Source organism: Rhodococcus sp. 21391 (genome assembly GCF_016772255.1).
GTDB lineage: Bacteria > Actinomycetota > Actinomycetes > Mycobacteriales > Mycobacteriaceae > Rhodococcus_F > Rhodococcus_F opacus.
In genome coordinates this window covers 5160607-5179818 of the sequence record NZ_CP063781.1, presented here as the reverse complement: position 1 = coordinate 5179818, position 19212 = coordinate 5160607, and the positions used below count along the sequence as shown (strand labels likewise).

The 19212-nt window shown below is 66.9% G+C and carries 18 protein-coding genes and 1 pseudogene; 10 read left to right on the top strand and 9 right to left on the bottom strand.

Going from position 1 to position 19212, the window contains the following annotated elements; genetic code table 11:
* Window positions 1–81: 81 nt before the first annotated feature.
* The 4 genes from GO592_RS24065 to GO592_RS24050 are packed head-to-tail and all read left to right on the top strand — an operon-like array spanning window position 82 to window position 4330.
* Window positions 82–1014 (top strand): carbohydrate ABC transporter permease, encoded by a 933-nt coding sequence (locus tag GO592_RS24065; protein ID WP_039952190.1) that lies wholly within the window; start codon window positions 82–84, stop codon window positions 1012–1014.
* A complete protein-coding gene (locus tag GO592_RS24060; protein WP_007299255.1) occupies window positions 1011–1910 on the top strand; it encodes a carbohydrate ABC transporter permease in 900 nt (299 codons plus the stop codon). The genes GO592_RS24065 and GO592_RS24060 overlap by 4 nt, the downstream gene beginning before the upstream one ends.
* An 18-nt stretch (window positions 1911–1928) precedes the next feature.
* Window positions 1929–3248, top strand: a complete 1320-nt coding sequence (locus GO592_RS24055; RefSeq protein ID WP_007299254.1) for an ABC transporter substrate-binding protein — start codon at window positions 1929–1931, stop codon at window positions 3246–3248.
* Window positions 3249–3265: 17 nt separating this feature from the next.
* On the top strand, window positions 3266–4330 hold the full coding sequence (locus GO592_RS24050; RefSeq protein ID WP_005566792.1) for an ABC transporter ATP-binding protein: 1065 nt from the start codon (window positions 3266–3268) through the stop codon (window positions 4328–4330).
* A gap of 3 nt (window positions 4331–4333) precedes the next feature.
* Here the strand turns inward: GO592_RS24050 and GO592_RS24045 are convergent, their stop codons facing one another.
* From GO592_RS24045 to GO592_RS24035, 3 genes and pseudogenes are all read right to left on the bottom strand, one after another.
* Complete coding sequence (locus GO592_RS24045) at window positions 4334–6283, bottom strand: M13 family metallopeptidase (protein ID WP_007299253.1); 1950 nt, start codon at window positions 6281–6283, stop codon at window positions 4334–4336.
* Between the two features lie 47 nt (window positions 6284–6330).
* Window positions 6331–6675 (bottom strand): annotated as a pseudogene (locus tag GO592_RS24040) (protocatechuate dioxygenase); the annotation flags it as partial.
* A gap of 10 nt (window positions 6676–6685) precedes the next feature.
* On the bottom strand, window positions 6686–7450 hold the full coding sequence (locus GO592_RS24035) for a pirin family protein (protein ID WP_007299251.1): 765 nt from the start codon (window positions 7448–7450) through the stop codon (window positions 6686–6688).
* A 345-nt stretch (window positions 7451–7795) separates the two neighbouring features.
* Here GO592_RS24035 and GO592_RS24030 point away from each other — a divergent pair, with 345 nt between their 5' ends.
* Entirely contained in the window at window positions 7796–7975 is a 180-nt protein-coding gene (locus GO592_RS24030) for a hypothetical protein (protein WP_005253084.1), read from the top strand.
* Between the two features lie 52 nt (window positions 7976–8027).
* Here the strand turns inward: GO592_RS24030 and couM are convergent, their stop codons facing one another.
* The 3 genes from couM to couN are packed head-to-tail and all read right to left on the bottom strand — an operon-like array spanning window position 8028 to window position 10333.
* Window positions 8028–8501 (bottom strand): p-hydroxycinnamoyl-CoA hydratase, encoded by a 474-nt coding sequence (gene couM, locus GO592_RS24025; RefSeq protein WP_007299250.1) that lies wholly within the window; start codon window positions 8499–8501, stop codon window positions 8028–8030.
* Between the two features lie 33 nt (window positions 8502–8534).
* Complete coding sequence (gene couO, locus GO592_RS24020; protein WP_007299249.1) at window positions 8535–9425, bottom strand: 4-hydroxyphenyl-beta-ketoacyl-CoA hydrolase; 891 nt, start codon at window positions 9423–9425, stop codon at window positions 8535–8537.
* Window positions 9422–10333, bottom strand: a complete 912-nt coding sequence (gene couN, locus GO592_RS24015) for a 4-hydroxyphenyl-beta-hydroxyacyl-CoA dehydrogenase (protein WP_007299248.1) — start codon at window positions 10331–10333, stop codon at window positions 9422–9424. The genes couO and couN overlap by 4 nt, the downstream gene beginning before the upstream one ends.
* A 114-nt stretch (window positions 10334–10447) precedes the next feature.
* Between couN and couR the strand changes: the two genes are divergently transcribed.
* The 5 genes from couR (at window position 10448) to GO592_RS23990 (ending at window position 15550) form a co-directional block, all read left to right on the top strand.
* The gene (gene couR, locus GO592_RS24010; protein WP_007299247.1) at window positions 10448–10888 is read left to right on the top strand and encodes a MarR family transcriptional repressor CouR; all 441 of its coding nucleotides are present in this window, start codon (window positions 10448–10450) and stop codon (window positions 10886–10888) included.
* A 6-nt stretch (window positions 10889–10894) separates the two neighbouring features.
* A complete protein-coding gene (locus GO592_RS24005) occupies window positions 10895–11371 on the top strand; it encodes a DUF3237 domain-containing protein (RefSeq protein ID WP_007299246.1) in 477 nt (158 codons plus the stop codon).
* A 6-nt stretch (window positions 11372–11377) separates the two neighbouring features.
* Window positions 11378–12286: a LysR family transcriptional regulator gene (locus tag GO592_RS24000; RefSeq protein ID WP_007299245.1), complete on the top strand. Its 909-nt coding sequence runs from the start codon at window positions 11378–11380 to the stop codon at window positions 12284–12286.
* Window positions 12287–12458: 172 nt separating this feature from the next.
* The gene (locus GO592_RS23995) at window positions 12459–13784 is read left to right on the top strand and encodes an MFS transporter (RefSeq protein WP_007299244.1); all 1326 of its coding nucleotides are present in this window, start codon (window positions 12459–12461) and stop codon (window positions 13782–13784) included.
* Window positions 13781–15550 (top strand): CocE/NonD family hydrolase, encoded by a 1770-nt coding sequence (locus GO592_RS23990; protein WP_007299243.1) that lies wholly within the window; start codon window positions 13781–13783, stop codon window positions 15548–15550. The genes GO592_RS23995 and GO592_RS23990 overlap by 4 nt, the downstream gene beginning before the upstream one ends.
* A 43-nt stretch (window positions 15551–15593) precedes the next feature.
* On the opposite strand, the gene GO592_RS23985 is transcribed toward GO592_RS23990, so the two are convergent.
* From GO592_RS23985 to couT, 3 genes are read right to left on the bottom strand one after another with little or no spacing between them, the layout of a single operon-like run.
* Entirely contained in the window at window positions 15594–16178 is a 585-nt protein-coding gene (locus GO592_RS23985) for a DJ-1/PfpI family protein (RefSeq protein ID WP_005571416.1), read from the bottom strand.
* Window positions 16179–16223: 45 nt separating this feature from the next.
* Window positions 16224–17759 carry a p-hydroxycinnamoyl-CoA synthetase gene (gene couL, locus GO592_RS23980; protein WP_007299242.1) on the bottom strand — a complete coding sequence of 512 codons (1536 nt, stop codon included), beginning with the start codon at window positions 17757–17759 and terminating at the stop codon, window positions 16224–16226.
* 55 nt (window positions 17760–17814) lie between these two features.
* Window positions 17815–19143, bottom strand: coding sequence for a p-hydroxycinnamate MFS transporter (gene couT, locus GO592_RS23975; protein ID WP_007299241.1), 1329 nt, complete (start codon window positions 19141–19143; stop codon window positions 17815–17817).
* Window positions 19144–19212: the final 69 nt, after the last annotated feature.

The following is a 19212-nucleotide window of genomic DNA, read 5'->3' as shown; positions in this document are numbered from 1 at the left end:
TTCTCCCCGTAGCCCGCACAGTTCAATGTGCGGGCTACGGCAATTTACCGGCTATTCGTACACGGTCGTCAGACTGCCGCAGTGAGATCGAGTCCGCAACGTGCCCTGCCGTCGTCGGGAAAGCAGGGATTGCTCGGGCGTCCGTGGCGGGACTACGCGCTGTTCGCAGCGCTGGTGGGTCCCAATCTGGTTCTGCTCGTTCTGTTCACCTACCGGCCACTGGTCGACAACATCCGGCTGTCGTTCTTCGACTGGAACATCGCCGACCCCGTCGCCACGTTCGTCGGCTGGGACAACTACCGCGAATGGTGGAGCCGGCCCGACACCTGGCAGATCGTCGGGAACACCGTCGTGTTCACTGTCGCGACCGTGGTCGGATCGATGGTCGCCGGACTCGCGCTTGCCGTGCTGCTGGACCGTAACCTGCACGGCCGCAACCTCGTCCGCTCGGCGATCTTCGCGCCGTTCGTCATCTCGGGTGCCGCGATCGGCGTGGCGTTCCAGTTCGTGTTCGATCCCCGTTTCGGGCTGATCCAGGATCTCCTGCACCGTGCCGGAGTCGACTCCGTCCCCGACTTCTATCAGGATCCGCACTGGGCGCTGTTCATGGTGACGGTCACCTACATGTGGAAGAACCTCGGCTACACGTTCGTGATCTACCTTGCGGCACTGCAGGGTACGCGGCGCGAGTTGACCGAGGCCGCGGAGATCGACGGGGCGGGCCGGTGGACGACGTTCCGACGGGTCGTCCTCCCGCAGTTGCGTCCAACCACCTACTTCCTCTCGATCACGGTGATGCTGGGCTCCCTTCAGGTGTTCGACATCATCAACGTGATGACCCGGGGCGGTCCACTCGGTACCGGAACCACCACGATGGTCTACCAGGTCTACAACGAGTCGTTCCGCAACTTCCGTGCCGGCTACGGCGCCACCGTGGCCACGATCATGTTCCTGGTCCTGCTCGGGATCACCGTCTACCAGGTGCGGATCATGGATCGAGGTGAGGTCCGGTGACCGCGGACACCGTGCGCGATCAGCGCAGCACGGAAGTGCCGGTGACGGCAGACGCGGCCCGTGACCATCGACGCCGGGAGGCCCTTGTGACGGCCCTGGGGTACGCCGCGATGGTGGCGGTGCTGGTCATGGTGGCCCTGCCGCTGTACTGGATCGTGATGACGTCCTTCAAGGATCGTCCGGACGTTTACACCCTGCCGGTGACCTGGTGGCCCGGCACCTTTCATCCCGAGAACTACTCCGAGGCCACCACCTCGGTGCCGTTCTGGACGTTCCTGCGGAACTCGGTGATCATCACCGGGGTGCTGGCCGTCGTGAAGTTCGCGCTCGGCGTGTTCAGCGCCTACGGGCTGGTGTTCCTGCGGTTCCCGGGCAAGAACCTCGTGTTCCTCGGCATCATCGCCGCGTTGATGGTGCCCAACCAGATCACGGTCATCTCCAACTACGCACTCGTCGCCGAATGGGGCTGGCGGAACAGCTTTCACGGCATCATCGTTCCGCTCGCCGGAGTCGCGTTCGGAACGTTCCTCATGCGCAACCACTTCCTGTCGATACCCACCGAGATCATCGAGGCCGCCCGGATGGACGGCGCAGGCCACTTCCGGCTGCTGTGGCGGGTGGTCCTGCCGGTGTCGGGCCCCACCATGGTGGCGTTCGCGATCATCACCGTCGTCACCGAGTGGAACGAATACCTGTGGCCGTTCCTGATGGCCGACGACGCCTCCGTCGCGCCGCTGCCGATCGGGCTGACCCAACTCCAGAACAACGACGGGCTCACCAACTGGGGCCCGGTCATGGCGGGAACGGTACTCACGATGCTGCCGATTCTCGCGGTTTTCCTTGTGCTGCAACGGCACATGATCAAGGGCCTCACATCGGGTGCGGTCAAGGGATAACGGAGAACGAGGAGAGACATGAATCGGATGAACCGTCGAGGATTCCTCGGGCTGGCGGGCACGGTGGCCGCCGGTGCCGCGCTGACGGCGTGCGCCGGGTCGGGGTCGGGCTCGTCGGCGACGTCCGGTGCGGCGGGCGACGCGAACACCATCACGTTCTGGTCCAACCACCCCGGCAAATCCCAGGACGTCGAACGTGAACTGATCAACCGGTTCCAGGCGAAACACCCCGACCTCACCGTGAACCTCGTCGACGGCGGAAAGAACTACGAGGAGGTGTCGCAGAAGTTCAACGCGGCCCTGTCGGGCGGCGAACTGCCCGACGTCCTGGTCCTGTCGGACGTCTGGTGGTTCAACTACGCGCTGACCGGTGCCATCGAACCGCTCGACGGACTGTTCGGCGAGGTCGGCGTCGACTCCTCCGACTACGTCGACTCGCTGCTCGCCGACTACCTGTTCGAGGGCACGCACTACGCCCTCCCGTATGCGCGGTCGACGCCGCTGTTCTACTACAACAAGCAGGTGTGGGCGCAGGCCGGCCTGCCCGATCGCGGGCCCGCCACCTGGCAGGAGTTCGACGAGTGGGGTCCCGAACTGCAGCGGGTGATGGGCGGCGGCAAGCTGGCCCACGGCTGGGGTGACGCCAAGAACTACCTGGGCTGGACGTTCGAGGGACCGGTCTGGACGTTCGGCGGGGCGTACTCGGACCAGTGGGACCTGAAGTTCGGCGACGAGACAACGCTCGCCGCGGGGACGTTCCTGAAGGACATGATCCACACGAAGAAGTACGCGGCGGTGTCGAGCGACATCGCCAACGAGTTCGGTGCGGGCATACTCGCGTCGACCATCGCCTCGACCGGTGACCTGTCGGGAATCACCAAGTCGGCCGCGTTCGACTTCGGCACCGCGTTCCTCCCCGCGTCGGGCGCCCCGGGCTGCCCGACCGGCGGCGCGGGCCTCGCGATTCCGGCGCGGATCTCCGACGAGCGCAAGAAGAACGCGCTGACGTTCATCGACTTCGTGACGAACGGTGAGAACACCGCCTACTTCTCCCGGAACGTCGGGTACATGCCCGTCCGCAAGTCCGCTGTCGAGGACCCGAGCATGAAGGCGTACCTCGACGCGAACCCCAACGCGCGCACCGCCGTCGACCAGCTCGCGAAGACCCGGTCGCAGGACTACGCCCGTGTGTTCGTGCCCGGCGGCGACCAGATCATCGGCACCGGACTCGAACAGATCGCGCTGCAGAACGCGGACGTGGCGACGACGTTCGCCGGCGTCGGGACGCAACTCCAGCAGATCATCGACCGCCAGATCACACCCAAGCTGCCCCAGTAGGAGGAGAAGGAACATCCATGGCCCACGTGCAGTTCGCAGGCGTCACCCACCGCTATTCCGGAGCCGATCGACCCGCGGTCGATCGGCTGGACCTCGACATCGCGGACGGCGAGTTCCTCGTCCTGGTGGGTCCGTCCGGGTGCGGTAAGTCGACCAGCCTGCGGATGCTGGCCGGCCTCGAAGCCGTCGAGGCGGGCCGCATCGAGATCGGTGGCACCGACGTCACCGCGCTGCCACCCCGGGCGCGGGACGTGGCCATGGTGTTCCAGAGTTACGCGCTCTACCCGAACATGACCGTCGCCGACAACATGGGTTTCGCGCTCCGCAACGCCGGCGTCGGGAAGGTGGAACGCACCGCCCGGGTGCTGGAAGCGGCGCGGATGCTCGAACTCGAACCGCTGCTGGATCGCAAACCGGCGAAACTGTCCGGCGGGCAACGTCAACGGGTCGCGATGGGCCGGGCGATCGTGCGGCACCCGAAGGTGTTCTGCATGGACGAACCGCTGAGCAACCTCGACGCCAAGCTGCGGGTGAGCACCCGCTCGCAGATCGCGGGCCTGCAGCGCAGGCTCGGTACGACCACCGTGTACGTCACCCACGACCAGGTGGAGGCCATGACGATGGGCGACCGGGTTGCGGTGATGCAGGGCGGGCGCCTCCAGCAGGTCGCCCGGCCCCGCGATCTCTACGACAACCCGGTCAACACGTTCGTCGCGGGGTTCATCGGCTCACCCGGGATGAACCTCATGGACACCCCGATCCGCGACGGCGTCGCCGAACTGGGCGACCTGCGTATTCCCGTGCCGCGCTCGGCGATCGGGGACGGTTCCGTGATCGTCGGGGTGCGCCCGGAGTCGTGGACACTGGTGGGGTCGTGGCGCAAGGACTCGTACACGGTCGAAACCGACCAGCTCGAGGAACTCGGGGCGGAGTCCTTCGTGTACGCGTCCGGCACATCCGGGAAGGTGGTGGTGCGGGTGGACCGCACGCGCACCGTCGCCGCGGGGGAGAGGGTGCACCTGCAGCCGAAACCCGGCGAGGTGTACTTCTTCTCCGCGGCGACGGGTGACCGTCTGCGGTAGTCGCTACCAGATCTTGACGCGCTCCTCCGGATCCAGATACAGGGCGTCACCCGGCTGGACGTCGAACGCGTCGTGGAACGTGTCGAGGTTGCGGACCACGCCGTTGCAGCGGAACTCCGGCGGCGAGTGCGGGTCGACGGCCAGCCGGCGGAGCGCCTCGGCGTCCCGGGCCTTGGTGCGCCACACCTGCGCCCAGCCGAAGAACACCCGCTGGAGACCGGTGAGGCCGTCGAGAACCTCGGGCTCGGACCCTTCCGTGGCGATCCGGTACGCCGCGATGGCGATGGACAGGCCACCGAGGTCGCCGATGTTCTCACCGATGGTGAACTCACCGTTCACGGTGTGGCCGGGCAGCGCCTTCGGCTCGAACTCGTTGTACTGCTCGATCAACGCCTTCGTGCGCTTGCCGAACTCGGTCCGGTCGTCGTCGGTCCACCAGTCGACCATGTTGCCGTCGCCGTCGTACTTGGCGCCCTGATCGTCGAAGCCGTGGCCGATCTCGTGACCGATGACGGCACCGATTCCGCCGTAGTTGGCGGCGTCGTCGGCTGCGGCGTCGAAGAACGGCGGCTGCAGAATGGCTGCGGGAAAGACGATTTCGTTCATGCCCGGGTTGTAGTAGGCGTTGACCGTCTGCGGTGTCATGAACCACTCGTCGCGGTCGACGGGGCCACCGAGCTTCGCGAGGTCGCGGTCGTACTCCGCCGCGTAGCCGCTGCGGTAGTTGCCGACCAGGTCGTCGCGGGAGATGGTGACGGCCGAGTAGTCCCGCCACTTGTCGGGGTAGCCGATCTTGGGCGTGAACTTCTCCAGCTTGCGCAGAGCCGCCTGCCGCGTTTCGGGGCTCATCCAGTCCAGGTCGGAGATGTTGCGCCGGTACGCCTCCTGCAGGTTGGCGACCAGTTCCTGCATGCGGGCCTTCGCGTCGGCCGGGAAGTGGCGTTCGACGTAGAGCTTGCCGACGGCCTCGCCCAGCAGATCCTGCACCAGGGACACGCCGCGCTTCCAGCGCTCACGGATCTCCTCGGCGCCGGTCAGCGTCTTTCCGTAGAACGCGAAGTTCTCGTCGACCAGGGCCTGCGTGAGGTACGGGGCGCGGGAGCGGATGACGTTCCACGTCGCCCACGCCTTCCAGTCGTCGAGGTCCTCGGACGTCCACAGCTCGGTCAGGGTGGTGAGGAAGTCGGGCTGGCGGACCACGATCTCGGCGAACTGCTCGGACGTGCCGCCGAGTGCGCCGATCCACGCCGACCAGTCCAATCCGGCGGGGAGCTGGTCGAGGGTGAGCAGGTTGTAGCTCAGCTCGGCGTCGCGACGCTTCACGACGTCCCAATGACCGGCCGCGATCTTGGTTTCCAGGTCGAACACGCGCTGCGCGTCGTAGTCGACGCCGGCGAGGACGAACATCTTGGCGATGTGCTTCACATACGCCGCGCGGATCTCCGCGTGGTCGTCCTGGCGGTAGTACGACTCGTCGGGCAGGCCGATGCCCGACTGGCTGAAGTGGACGAGGTAACGCTCGGAATTCTTGGCGTCCGTGTCGACATAGTGGCCGACGGCTCCGCCGACCCCGGTGCGCTGCTGGCGGCCGATGACGGCGGCGAGCGCGGAGAGGTCGGCGGCCGAGGCCACGTCGGCGAGCTCACCGGCGATCGGTGCGAGCCCCGCGGCCTCGACGACGTCCGCGTCCATGAAGCTGCCGTACAGGTCGCCGATGCGCTGCGCGTCGGTCCCCGGCGCCGCGCCGGAGTCCGCCGCCTCCTCGATGATGGTCTGGACGTCGACCTCGGCCTTGTCGTACAGCGTGCGGAACGCGCCGTCGATCGCCCGGTCCGCGGGAATCTCGTAGTCGTCGATCCACTTGCCGTTCACGTGGACGAACAGGTCGTCCTGGGCGCGGGTGTCGTTGTCGAGGTGAGTGAGGTCGATGCCGGAGCGCTGAGCCGTGGTCATGCGTTCCATCCTTACACCGTTCCGCGCCGGGAGGTCCACCACTGCGCTCAGGGCGAAACAAACTGCTCGGCGACGGTCAGCAGGCCGTCGTCGTAGATGCTGTCGGTGGAGTTGTTCACGTTGTTCTCGCGTCCGGTGTGATCGGAGTACGGCGCGGTCGCGTACACGTCGTCGAGTAGGGACTCGTCGAAGAACAGCTGGGTGGTGAGCACCGTCTTCTTGTCGATGTGCACCTCGAGGTGGATGTGGGTGGTCCGGCTGATGTACCAGCCGGGGAAGACCGTGGTGAACTGGGCGATGCCGTTCGCGTCCGTGGTCTGGGCGCCGCGCAGGTAGGTGCCGTCGTCCGTGGTGGTGGCCTCGCTGGCGCCGACGCTGTAGGACTGTGAACTTGCCGGGAACTCAGCCGCCGAGGCGGGCGTGCATCTCCCAGACGAGGACCTCGGCGCCGGAGTGCGAGGAGACCTGCTGGCCACCGGAGGCGCTCAGCCGGACGGCGTCGCCCTCGTACAGGGTGCCGACGCCCTCCATCTCGGCGGTGCCCCGGGCGACGAAGACGTGGAGGAACGGCGCTTCGGGAAGTGTCACCGGTGCGCCGGGGAAGAGTCGCGCGACATGCAGGGCCGCGTGCTTGTTGTTGATCCGGATCGCCGAATTGTCCCTGTATTCCGGCATTCCGGACGCAACAGGCACCAGCCCGCCCTCGAGGATCTCGTCCTCGATCTCGAGTTGTTCGTAACTCGGAGTGAGGCCGGCTTCGTCGGGTACCACCCACATCTGGACGAAGTGCACCGGCTCGTGGTGCTGCTCACCCTCGAGGCGCCAGCTGTCGTTCTTTTCTGAATGCATGATGCCCTTGCCTGCGCTCATGCGTTGCGCAAGGCCGGGATAGATGATGCCGGAGTGGCCGATCGAATCCTGATGCACGAGCGAGCCGCGCAGCACCCACGTGACGATCTCCATGTCCTTGTGCGGATGCGTGTCGAATCCCTGACCGGGGAGCACGGTGTCGTCGTTGTTCACGAGGAGCAGCCCGTGGTGCGTGTTGTCGGGGTCGTAGTGCTGGCCGAAGGAGAACGAATGTTTCGAATCCAACCAGGAAATCTTGGTTTTCAGCCGATCGCCGGCACGATGAACATAGACGTGAGGTGTGGTGACTGCTGGCATATCGGTCCTCCTTCGGGTGGTACCCGGTCCAGAGTACGAGGTGCCGGCTGCAGGTACTCGCAAGACGGTGTCGATTGTGCATCGAATTCATCGCCTGCCGGCAGCGGTGGAGGGCCCGCATCGAAGGCGAAATGAGGTTGCGCAGTGCGACATTGGAGTACTGAGCGCTCGTAAGGCGGTGTTCGGCAACAGCTTTCGCCGACGGCGAGAAGAGCGTGAAAGACGGGCGTCCAGTTCGTGCCGCCGCGAATGCCCGCTTCGGCCGGGCCCGCGGCGTACAGTTCGAATTGTGCGTCCGGAAGTCGCAGGATTTGCGGCACGTTCGCACACAGCGGAAGGAGCGTGATGAAGGCGAATTCGGATCGACACGATCAGCACCTCCCCGAGCACCAGCGGATCGCAGACCTCGTCGACGACATGGAAGACCGGCTGGTGGCCGAGCGTGAGGCGAAGGGAATCGCGGGAAACGCGTCCGAGCGGAAGCAGGCGGAACAGCTCGAGCCCGACGATCAGGCTCCCGAGTAACGCCTGTGAGTACTTGTCAACCGCGGGCGGTTGACAAGTACTCACGGGTGGGTCACTCGAAGAAGCGGTACACGGCCTCGACGACTACCGCGGGACGCTCGCTGCCCTCGAGTTCGATCTGCCCGGCGACGGTCACCTGGACGCCGCCCTTGGGCAGTGCCTCGACGGACTGCAGCGTCGCGTTGAGGCGGACGCGTCCTTCCGCGGGCACGGGGTTGGTGAATCGGACCTTGTTGAGACCGTAATTGACGGCCATGGTGACGCTGTCGACGGTCAGTACCTCGTCCCACATGGGGATGATCAGCGACAACGTGAGGTAGCCGTGGGCGATGGGCCCGCCGAACGGGCTCTCCGCCGTGGCGCGGTCGGGGTCGACGTGAATCCACTGGTGATCGTCGGTGGCGTCGGCGAACGTGTTGATCCGCTGCTGGGGGATGTCGATCCACGAGCTGGTGCCCAGCGGCTGGCCCTCGAGTGCGGCGAGGTCGGCCAGGGTGGCGACGCGGGTGGTGGTTGCGGTGGTCACGATAAGTCTCCTGGTGGTTCGGTGAGGCCGGGTTCAGTGTTTGATGCCGAGGACGCGCAGCGCGTTCTGCTTGAAGATCAGCGGCGCGACCTCGGGTTTGATGTCGAGGTTCTCGAAGTCCTTCATCCAGCGGTCGACCTGGATGACGGGGAAGTCGGAGCCGAACAGCACCTTGCCGCGAAGCATGCTGTTGGCGGCCTTGACCAGCTGCGGCGGGAAGTACTTCGGTGACCACCCGGACAGGTCGATGAAGACGTTGGCCTTGTGGGTGGCGATGGAGATCTGCGAGTCGACCCACGGCACCGACGGGTGGGCCATGATCACGGTGAGGTCGGGGAAGTCGGCGGCGACGTCGTCGAGCAGCATCGGGTCGGAGTAGCGCAGTTTGATGCCGTGGCCGCCGGGCAGCCCGGCGCCGATCCCGGTCTGACCGGTGTGGAACAGGGCGGGGACCCCGGCCTCGGTGATGGCCTCGTAGAGCGGGTAGAACTGCCGGTCGTTCGGTTCGAATCCCTGCATGCTGGGGTGGAACTTGAACCCCTTCACACCGTATTCGTCGACGAGCCGGTGCACGCGCCGAACGGCGGCCTTGCCCTGCCAGGGGTCGACGGATCCGAACGGGATCAGGACGTCGTTGTGGCGGGCCGCGCCCTCGGCGATCTCCTCGACCGAGTTGGCGGCGTGTCCGCTGGCCGAGGCCGCGTCGACGGTGAACACGACCGCGGCTATGTTGCGGGAGCGGTAGTGGTCGGCGATCGCGTCGATGGACGGGGTGCGTTCCTCGCCGGACTTGAAGTACTTCTCCGAGGCGGCCATCAGTTCGTCGTCGAGGGACCGGTGCCCGCAGCCGTCGATCTCGACGTGGGTGTGGATGTCGATGGCGTCGATCTTGTCGAAGTCGATGCCGTACTCGTAGCGGCTCATTTCGCCATCAGCTCCTCGGGGAACTCCTCGCCGACGGACTGGACCGCGTCACCGAACGTGCCGGCCCACTGGGCAGCGAGGTCGTCGGCCGACCAGCCACCGTCGTGGTACTCGACCGCGGTCAGGTCGGGGTGCGACCACAGTGCGAGGCGGTCGCCGCCGACGGCGAAGGCCTGGCCGGTGATCTCGGCTGCCGCGTCGGACGCGAGGAACGAGATGATGCCTGCGGCGTCTTCGGGGGTGCCCATCCCGACCTCGCGGCGGATGATGTCGGGGAGCGGCTCGCCGTTCTTCATGCCTTCGATGTAGGGGGCGAGGAACGGGATGGTCTCGGTCATCGCGGTCGCGGCGACGGGGCAGACGGCGTTGGCGGTGATGCCCGCGCGCTGTAGTTCCATCGCCCAGGTGCGGACCATGCCGACGATGCCGGACTTGGCGCCGGAGTAGTTGGTCTGCCCGAAGTTGCCGCGCTGGCCGGCGGGGGAGCCGATGCAGATGATGCGACCACCGTCGCCCTGCTCGCGGAACTTCAGGACGGCTTCGCGGACGCAGGTGAACGTGCCGCGCAGGTGCACATTGATGACGGCGTCGAAGTCGTCGTCGGTCATCTTCCACAGCACCTTGTCGCGGAGGATGCCCGCGTTGGTGACCATGACGTCGAGGCGTCCGAATGCGTCGACCGCGCCGGCGACCAGCTTCTGGGCGGTTTCGGTGCTGCCGACCGGGGCGACGACGGCGACGGCCCGGCCGCCCGCGGCGGTGATCTCGGCGACGGCGGCGTCGGCGGTGGCCTGGTTGACGTCGTTGATCACGACCGCGGCGCCGTGCCGCACCAGGTCCTTGGCGTAGGCCAGTCCGAGGCCCTGTCCGCTGCCGGTGACTACGGCGACTTTGTTGCTGAGGTCCATGTCGTGATTCTCCTAAGGTCGTGTTCGCTGGATCACACGTAATCATTGATGATTGAGAATGTCAATGATTAAGATCTGCTACTCTACCGACAATCATCAGAAGGGGGTCGTCGCATGGCAGAGTCGCAGGCGTTATCGGATGACATCGGGTTCCTGCTCTCGCGCGTCGGCGGAATGGTGCTGGGCGCGGTCAACAAGGCCCTCGTTCCCACCGGGCTGCGGGTGCGTTCCTACTCGGTCCTGGTCCTCGCGTGTGAGCAGGCCGAGGGCGTCAACCAGCGCGGGGTGGCCGCCACCATGGGTCTCGACCCCAGTCAGATCGTGGGCCTGGTCGACGAACTCGAGGAACGCGGACTCGTCGTGCGCACCCTCGACCCCTCGGATCGCCGCAACAAACTGATCGCGGCCACCGACGAGGGACGCCGGCTCCGCGACGACGCCAAGGCACGTGTCGACGCGGCCCACGGACGCTACTTCGAGGGCATCCCCGAGACGGTGGTGAACCAGATGCGGGACACGTTGCAGAGCATCGCCTTTCCCGCCTTCGTCGAGTAGGGCGCGATGACCGAGCTCCTCGCCCCGGCCCCGCCCGGGATGTCGTTCCTCGCCACGTTCGTCGTGGAGGTTGCCGAGCCGGTGGAGATCGGATCCACGCCCGAGGGAACACGTCGCATCATCCCCATCCTCGGTGGCCGGGTCGAGGGCCCCGAGCTGCGGGGCACCGTGCTGCCGGTCGGGGCGGACTTCCAGCTGCTCAGCTCGTCCACGCTCACCGAACTCGAGGCCAAGTACGCCATCGAGACCGACGACGGCGACCGTATCTACGTCACCAACTTCGGGCTGCGCTCGGGTACCGCCGAAGACATTGCCCGACTGGTCGACGGCGATGCCGTGCCGCCCGAGCGCATCTACTTCCGCTGCACGCCGCGGCTCACCGCCGCCGAGGGCCGGTGGTCGTGGCTGCGCTCGCGGATCCTCGTCGGCACCGGCGAGCGCCTTCCCGGCGAGGTGCGTCTCACGGTGTTCGTGGTGGACTGACCGGTCGTGGAGATCCGCTGGATGAAGTCGTTCGTCGCGGTCGCCGAGGAACTCAACTACGGCCGGGCGGCCGAGGTGCTGCACATCGCGCAACCGGCCGTGAGTCAGCAAGTGCAGCAACTCGAGAAGCGCCTCGGCGTGAAACTGTTCGACCGCACCACGCGATCGGTCCGGCTCACCGCGGCGGGGGAGCGCTTCCTGCAGCCGTGCAAGGACGCGCTCGCCGGAATCGACCGCGCCGTCGATGCCGCGGTGATCGCGGATCCGGCGGTCGAGGGTCGCGTCCGGGTCGGGTTCAGCGGCGCCTACGGGCAGACCGAATTGTCTTCTCTGGCACGGTCGGTGCGCCGTCGGTACCCGCTGATCGATCTCGTCCTCGAGGGGGCGACGGTCAGTGGGCAGATCCTCGACGAAATCTGGGAGGGGCAACTCGACCTCGGGATCGTCTCGGACGCGGTGTCCCACCCCCATGTGCTCACGCGGCGGATCTCGGTGGAGTACCTCAGTGCGCTGCTCCCGAGCGATCACCCACTCGCCGCACGGGAGTCGATCGACCTCGCCGAACTGCGCGACGAAACGTTCGTCGCAAATCCCGCCGCCACCGGATCCACGCTCCGCCGCGATCTGCTCGCCGCGTGCCGGGATGTCGGGTTCACGCCGAACATCGTGCAGGAGACCACCGACGGCATCGTGCTGACCGCCCTCGTCGCGGCCGGGGTCGGTGTGGCGCTCGTGCCGGGTGACGTTCAGACGTATCCCAATCGGGTGGTGCTCGTTCCCCTCGACGCCGGCCGATACGAAGTCCGGGCCGCGCTGGCCTGGTCGGACCGTCCCGTATCGCCCGTCGTGCAGACGGTTCTCGACCTCGCCGCCGACGTGCTGCCGTCGTCGGACGCCGCCCCCGACGAGCAATAACGATCGCTTATCAATCGGTGCCGATACTGCTCTTGGACGGTGATCGGTTTCTTTGGCAGAGTCTCCCTCGGCGGCATCGGATGTGACCTGGACAACTCCGATCCCCGGCGCCGCACCCGCCTCGAGGCCTCTCCGAACTCCCGGATGCCCTTCACATTCAGGTAGGAACCACATGACTTCCACATTCGACGGCCGCGACGTACGCGCCGACACGAGCGTCCGGTCGCCCCACGCGCGCCGGGCAGCCCTGGCCTCCTTCGTGGGCAGCACACTCGAGTACTACGACTTCTTCATCTACGCCTCCTTCTCCGCGCTGGCGTTCAACTCCCTGTTCTTCCCGGATCTCGGTTCATTCTGGGGGACCATCGTGTCGATGGCGACCATCGGGATCGGGTACGTCGTCCGGCCTCTCGCAGCCCTCGTCTTCGGCCACTTCGGGGACACCCTCGGCCGTAAGCGGATGCTGGTGGTGACGCTCGTGATGATGGGCGTGGCCACGTCGCTCATCGGCTGCCTGCCGACGTACGGAGCGATCGGCGTCGCGGCGCCGATCCTGCTGGTGCTGCTCCGGGCCGTCCAGGGTGCGTCGGCGGCGGGCGAGTCGGCGGGAGCCGCGTCCCTGGCGCTCGAACACGCACCCGCAGATCGCCGGGCGCTTGCGGCGAGCTGGGTGAACACCGGTGCCGCCGCGGGAATGCTGCTGGCATCGCTGGTCGTCCTCGTGTTCTCCGGACTGCCCGAGGACGCCTTCCTCAGCTGGGGATGGCGTATCCCGTTCCTGCTCAGCATCTTCGTCGCACTCGCCGGGCTCGTCATCCGCCGGATGCTGCCGGAGAGCGAGGTGTTCGAGGAGGCCGTGTCGACCGACGAACCCAAGGAAATGCCGGCGAAGGTGATCTTCCGCGACCACTGGCCGAGCGTGCTGCGGGTCGTGGGTTGCGGCCTGTTCGCGGTGGTCTCCACCATCTTCAGCGCCTTCGCCCTGTCGTGGGGCACCCACGAGGCCGGTGTGTCCCGGACCGTCATGGTCGGCGCGACCGTGCTCACCGCCGCACTCGCGCTCGTGGCCCAGCCCGCCGCGGGGATCCTCGCCGACCGGATCGGACGCAAGCCGATTTTCATCACCGGCAATCTCGTCTGCGCCGTCGCCATCTCCGGATTCTTCTGGGCGGTCAGCCAGCGTTCGACGGCCCTGATCCTGATCACCGCATGCGTCGTGATGGTGGCCGGCTACTCGCTCGTCAACGCCGTCGGTCCCGCCCTGTACGCCGAGATGTTCGAGACGCGCATACGGTATTCGGGCATGGCGATCTCCGGGCAGCTGGCGTTGGTGGCCACCGGATTCGCCCCCACCATCGCCGCGGCGCTCGTCCGGCCCGGACCGAGCGGCTGGATTCCGGTGGCCGTGTTCACCGCGTGCTGCTGCCTGGTCAGCGCGCTCACCACGCTCACGGTCCGGGAAACCTACCGGACCAGCACCACCGACCTCGGCAAATGACCGCACTCCCGTCGAAAGTGACCGAACCTGTGAAACACGATGTACTGATCGAGAACGACGTCGAGGCGACGATGCGGGACGGGGTGGTTCTGCGCTCGACCGTGTACCGCCCGAACGGATCCGGACGCTTCCCGGTTCTGCTCACCCGCACCCCGTACGGCCGCGACCTGTCCGTGAACTCGGGCTACCTCAACCCCGTTACCGTCGCGGCCACCGGATTCGTCGTCATCATGCAGGACGTCCGCGGCAGATTCGGCTCGGACGGCGAGTTCGTGCCGTCCGAGAACGAAGGTCCGGACGGTTACGACACGGTGCAGTGGGCCGCCGAACTGCCGTATTCGACCGGCGCCGTGGGCATGTGGGGGCGGTCGTACTTCGCCGAAACCCAGTGGCGTGCAGCCCAGGAGAAGCCGCCGGCCCTGCGCGGCATCGCCCCGGGCATCTCCGCAGGCGGCAACGCGCGGTCCGGTGGACTCGTGCGCGGCGGCGCGGTGGAATTCGGTGCCCGGCTCGGGTGGGGGCATTACTCGGCCGGACCGGCCGAGATCGCGAAACTGTCCCGGACCGATCCCGTCCGCGCGGAACGTGAGTGGGCGTCGTGGGCGCGGATCGACCGGGCGATGTCCGGCGACACGTTCTTGGACATCCTGCCCGTCCGCGACATGGCCGTGGACGCCCCGGCGTTCTTCGCGTCGCCGATCGTCGAATCGCTGGGATTCCCGATCGATCACCCCACCCGCGACCTGTGGGACAGCGCGAGCGACCGGGCGGTCGACCTCCCCTCGCTGCACATCGGAGGGTGGTACGACATCTTCGTGAACAGTACCCTCGACCAGTACTTCGGCCAACTGGCGCACAGTGATTCCGGTGCGGCCCCCGCGCCGTACCTGATCGTGGGCCCGTGGAGTCACACCAACTTCTCCGGGCTCGGTGGCTCGGTGGTGTTCGGCAGTCCCGCGAACCAGGCGGTGCTCGACTCGGGGCAGGACCTGTCGTCGGTTCACGCGCAGTGGTACGCGTCGGTGCTCGGCGACGAGGAACCCGCCATGCCCCGGGTCCGGATCTTCGTGATGGGCGAGAACCGGTGGCGGACGTACGACCGCTTCCCGGAACCCGCGCGCACCGCCGAATTCTTCCTGGCTCCCGGCGGAACCCTCGTCGCGGAAGCGGAGCGTACCGACGGGTGCGTCGACTACGACTACGACCCGGCGGATCCGGTGCCGACGGTCGGTGGGGCGACGATGATGCCGGGAACGTTCGCGCCCGGCGCACTGGAACAGAGCCGCGTCGAATCCCGCGACGACGTCCTCGTGTTCACCGGTGAGGCACTCACCGAGCCGTTGACGGTGGTCGGCCGGGTGTCCGCGACACTGTTCGCGTCGTCCAGTGCGGTCGACACCGATTTCGTCGTGCGACTGTGCCGGGTGACCGCGGACGGCACGTCGATCACGCTCACCGACGGCATGGTGCGGGCCCGCTACCGTGACTCCTACCGGACGCCCGGGACGTACACGTCCGCCGAACCGAGCCCGCTCGTGCCCGGGGAGGTGTACGAGTACGCGATCGACCTGTGGTCCACGGCCGTCACCTTCCAGCCCGGCGAGCGGATCCGGGTCCACGTGACGTCCAGCAACCATCCCCGCTGGGACCGCAACCTGAACACCGGCGAATCTGCCTACGAATCCTCGGAATTCGTGGTCGCCCACCAGTCCGTGCACACGGGGGAGCGTTACCCCAGCCGCGTGTCGCTCTCCGTTGTGCGCTGACGCGCCCGTGAGTACTTATTAACCGCCGGAGGTTAACAAGTACTCACAGGGGGCGAGGGTCGTACTGGATATAGCGGCGCACCTCGCGCGCCCGCTCCGCTCCGGCGAAGCGGGCGACGAGGTGCAGTGCCATGTCGATACCCGCGGAGACACCGGCCGACGTGATCACGTCGCCGTCGTCGACGAATCGATCGTCCGGGCGCACGTCGATGGTCGGATCGATCTCCGCCAGCAACGCCAACGACGCCCAATGCGTCGTAGCCGGCCTGTCTTTCAGCAGGCCGGCTTTCGCGTAGACCAGGGAACCCGTGCACACGCTGGTCATCAACGGAACGACGGCGCGCTGGCGGCGCACCCAGTCGAGATGGGCGTCGTCGAGCAGTTGTGGCCGCGTGCCCTGACCGCCGGGATGGAGCAGCACGTCGAGGGGCGGCGCGTCGGCGTGGGAATGATGAGCGCCCAGGACGAGGCCCTTGGCGCACTGCACACTCCCGCCCGACGCGGAGAGGCAGGACACGGTGTATCCGTCGTCCGGGTACATGCGCGTCCACGCGGACAGCACCTCCCACGGCCCGACGGCGTCCAACTCCTCGACGCCGTCAAACAACACGATCCCGATGTGCTTCATTCCATAATGCAAGCACGCTGGTGAGTACTTGTTAACCGCCCGCGGTTAAGAAGTACTCACAGGCTGCGAAGCGGCAAGCTTGCGCAGGTCAGGTTTGCGGATCTTGCCGGTGGCGGTGCGGGGGAGTGCCTCCGCGATCTGGATGAACGTGGGAATCTTGAAGCCCGCGAGCTTTTCTCGCAGCCGGACGCGCACCGTCTCCTCGTCGAGTGTCGTGCCGTCGGCGGCGACGACGAAGGCCATACCGGTCTCACCCCACTTCTCGTGGGGGACGCCGATCACCGCCGCCTCCCGGATGCCCTCCAGTCTCAGCAGTGCCGCCTCGACCTCGGCGGGGTAGACGTTCTCGCCGCCCGAGATGTACATGTCCTTGTAGCGGTCGCAGATGAAGAGGAAACCTTCGTCGTCGAAGTAGCCGGCGTCGCCGGTGTGCAGCCAGCCGTCGACGATCGTGCGGGCGGTGGCCTCGGGCTGATTCAGGTAGCCGAGCATCACGTTCGGGCCCTTGGCGACGATCTCGCCGATCTCGTGCGGTTCGGCGCTCGACCCGTCCGGACGCACGACGTCGACGTCGGTGAAGAACGTCCGTTTGCCGGCGGACCCGATCTTGGTGCGTACGTCCGCGCTCGACAGCATGGTCACCGAGGGCGCGGTTTCCGTCAGGCCGTACGCCTGCGTGATCGCGACGTCACGGTCCTGCCACGGGGAGATCAACGCTTCGGGCAGGGGAGCCCCCGCAACGCAGATGGCCCGCAGACTGGACAGGTCGGCGTCCGCGAACCGGGGATGGTGCCACAGTTCCTGGATCATCGTGGGGACCGCGAAGAACGTGGTGATGCGTTCCTTCTCGATCGTGTCGAGCACGACGCCGGCATCGAACTTGCGCAGCAGCACCACGGTGCCGCCGTTGAGCAGCGCCGGTGTGACGGCGCCGCCGATCCCGCCGATGTGGAACAGCGGCGCCACCGACAGTGTGCGTTCCTTCGACGTCATGTCCTGGGCGAGGAGCTGATTCAGCGCGTTCCACAGCATGTTGCCGTGGCTGAGCATCACACCCTTCGGTGCTCCGGTGGTGCCCGACGAGTACATCAGCACGGACAGGTCGTCGAGGCCCACCTGCTCGTCGATGCGGGTGTCCGGCTGCCCGGCGCGCACGCCCTCGTACGTGTGGGTGGACCACGAGTCGGATAGGCCGATCCAGGTGGTGACCGGGGTGTCCGACTGAGCCAGCTCCTGCGCGACGTCGGCCTGCTGATCACCGAAGACCACTGTGGTGCAGCGTGAATCGCCGAGCACGTAACGCGCTTCCTCGGCGGTGAGGCGTGCGTTGAGCGGGAGATACGTGGCACCGAGCAGCCCGGCCGCGAACATCACCTCGAGCGCCGCGGGGTCGTTGAAACCGAAGAAGCCGACGCAGTCACCCTTCTCGACGCCGAGGGCGCGTAGGCCGTGGGCGAGTCGGCGGGTCCGCAGGGCCATCTCTTCGTACGTGACGGCCCGTCCGTCGAAGACGAGCGCCTCGTTCTTCGGCGTCATTTTGATGCGGCGCTCGAGCCACGAGCCGATGCCTTCGTTGTCCATGGTGACTCCTCGTTCTCTTCGAAGCTACTCTCGAGCTTGTGGCGGGATGGGGGTGTCAGGCCGACGGAGTCTCGGCGCTCAGGTCGTTGTCCTTGCTCTCCTTCGTCGCGACGAGGAAGACGGCGCTGACCACGCACAGTGCGATGATGAACAACCCGACCGGGAGGATCGACTTGCCGGACGAGGCGAACAGCGACGCCAGGATGACGGGGGTGAATCCCGCGCCGATGAGGGTGGCGAGCTGGTATCCGAGCGACGCTCCGGTGTAGCGCGCCCGGGTGCCGAACTGCTCGGAGATGAACGCGGCCATCGGACCGTAGGTGGCCGAGTGGCAGAGGGTGTAGCCGACGAAGGCGAGCGCGACGAACGGGAACTGTCCCGTGCTGAGCAGCAGGAACAGTGGGTAGACGCTGAGGATCATCGCGCCGAGTCCCGCGAGCATGACTGGGCGGCGGCCGATCCGGTCGGACAGTCGCGCAGATCCGAGGACCAGGAAGATCGCACAGAACTGGCAGAAGGAGAACGCCAGCAGCGCGTCGGACCGCGGGGCGCCGCTCGACACGGCGTAGGTGATGGCGAACGTGGTGAATGCGGTCTGCATTCCGAAGCTCGCGATGCAGCTCATCGACGCCACGACGACCGCGCGGGGCCGCTTCAGGATGGTGACGATGGGCGGGGTGGTCTCCTTCTTCGCGGATTCCTTCAGCGCCGCCGTGAACAGCGGGCTCTCCGACACCTTGGACCGGATGAACAGGCCGAGGGCCAGCATGAATGCCGAGATCAGGAACGGGATGCGCCAGCCCCACGTCAGGAACTGCTCGTCGGGGAGTAGCGACACGGCCGCCAGCGCGAGCGTGCCGAGGAGCGCGCCGGTGGGGGCGCCCGCGTTGGTGAACGCCGCTGCGAATCCGCGCTTGCCGGATTCGGCGTGCTCGAGCGACATCAGCGCTGCGCCACCCCATTCGCCGCCGACGGCGAGTCCCTGGCAGACGCGGAGCAGTACGAGGATCACCGCGGCCCAGGACCCGATCATCTCCGGCGGCGGAATGAGCCCGATCGCGAACGACGCGATGCCCATGACGGTCATCGAGATCAGCAGCATGGCCTTGCGGCCGACGGTGTCCCCGAAGTGACCGAAGACGATTCCGCCCAGGGGGCGCGCGACGTAGCCGGCGGCGAACGTTCCCATCGATGCGATGCTCGCGGCCAGAGGATCCAGATCGGCGAAGAACACCGGACCGAAGACGAGGGACGCTGCGGTGGCGTAGAGCAGGAAGTCGTAGAACTCGATGGTGCTGCCCAGGTAGCTCGACAGGATCACCCTGCGAACTTCCTTCTTGCGTTGGGTGGCCGACATGGTGCCGGCGGTGGCGGTGACCGTCATCGATACTCCTTGGCCGAGCGTGGGACAACAGAGCGGATCGCGCGTGTAGCGCGGATCACAATTAAACAT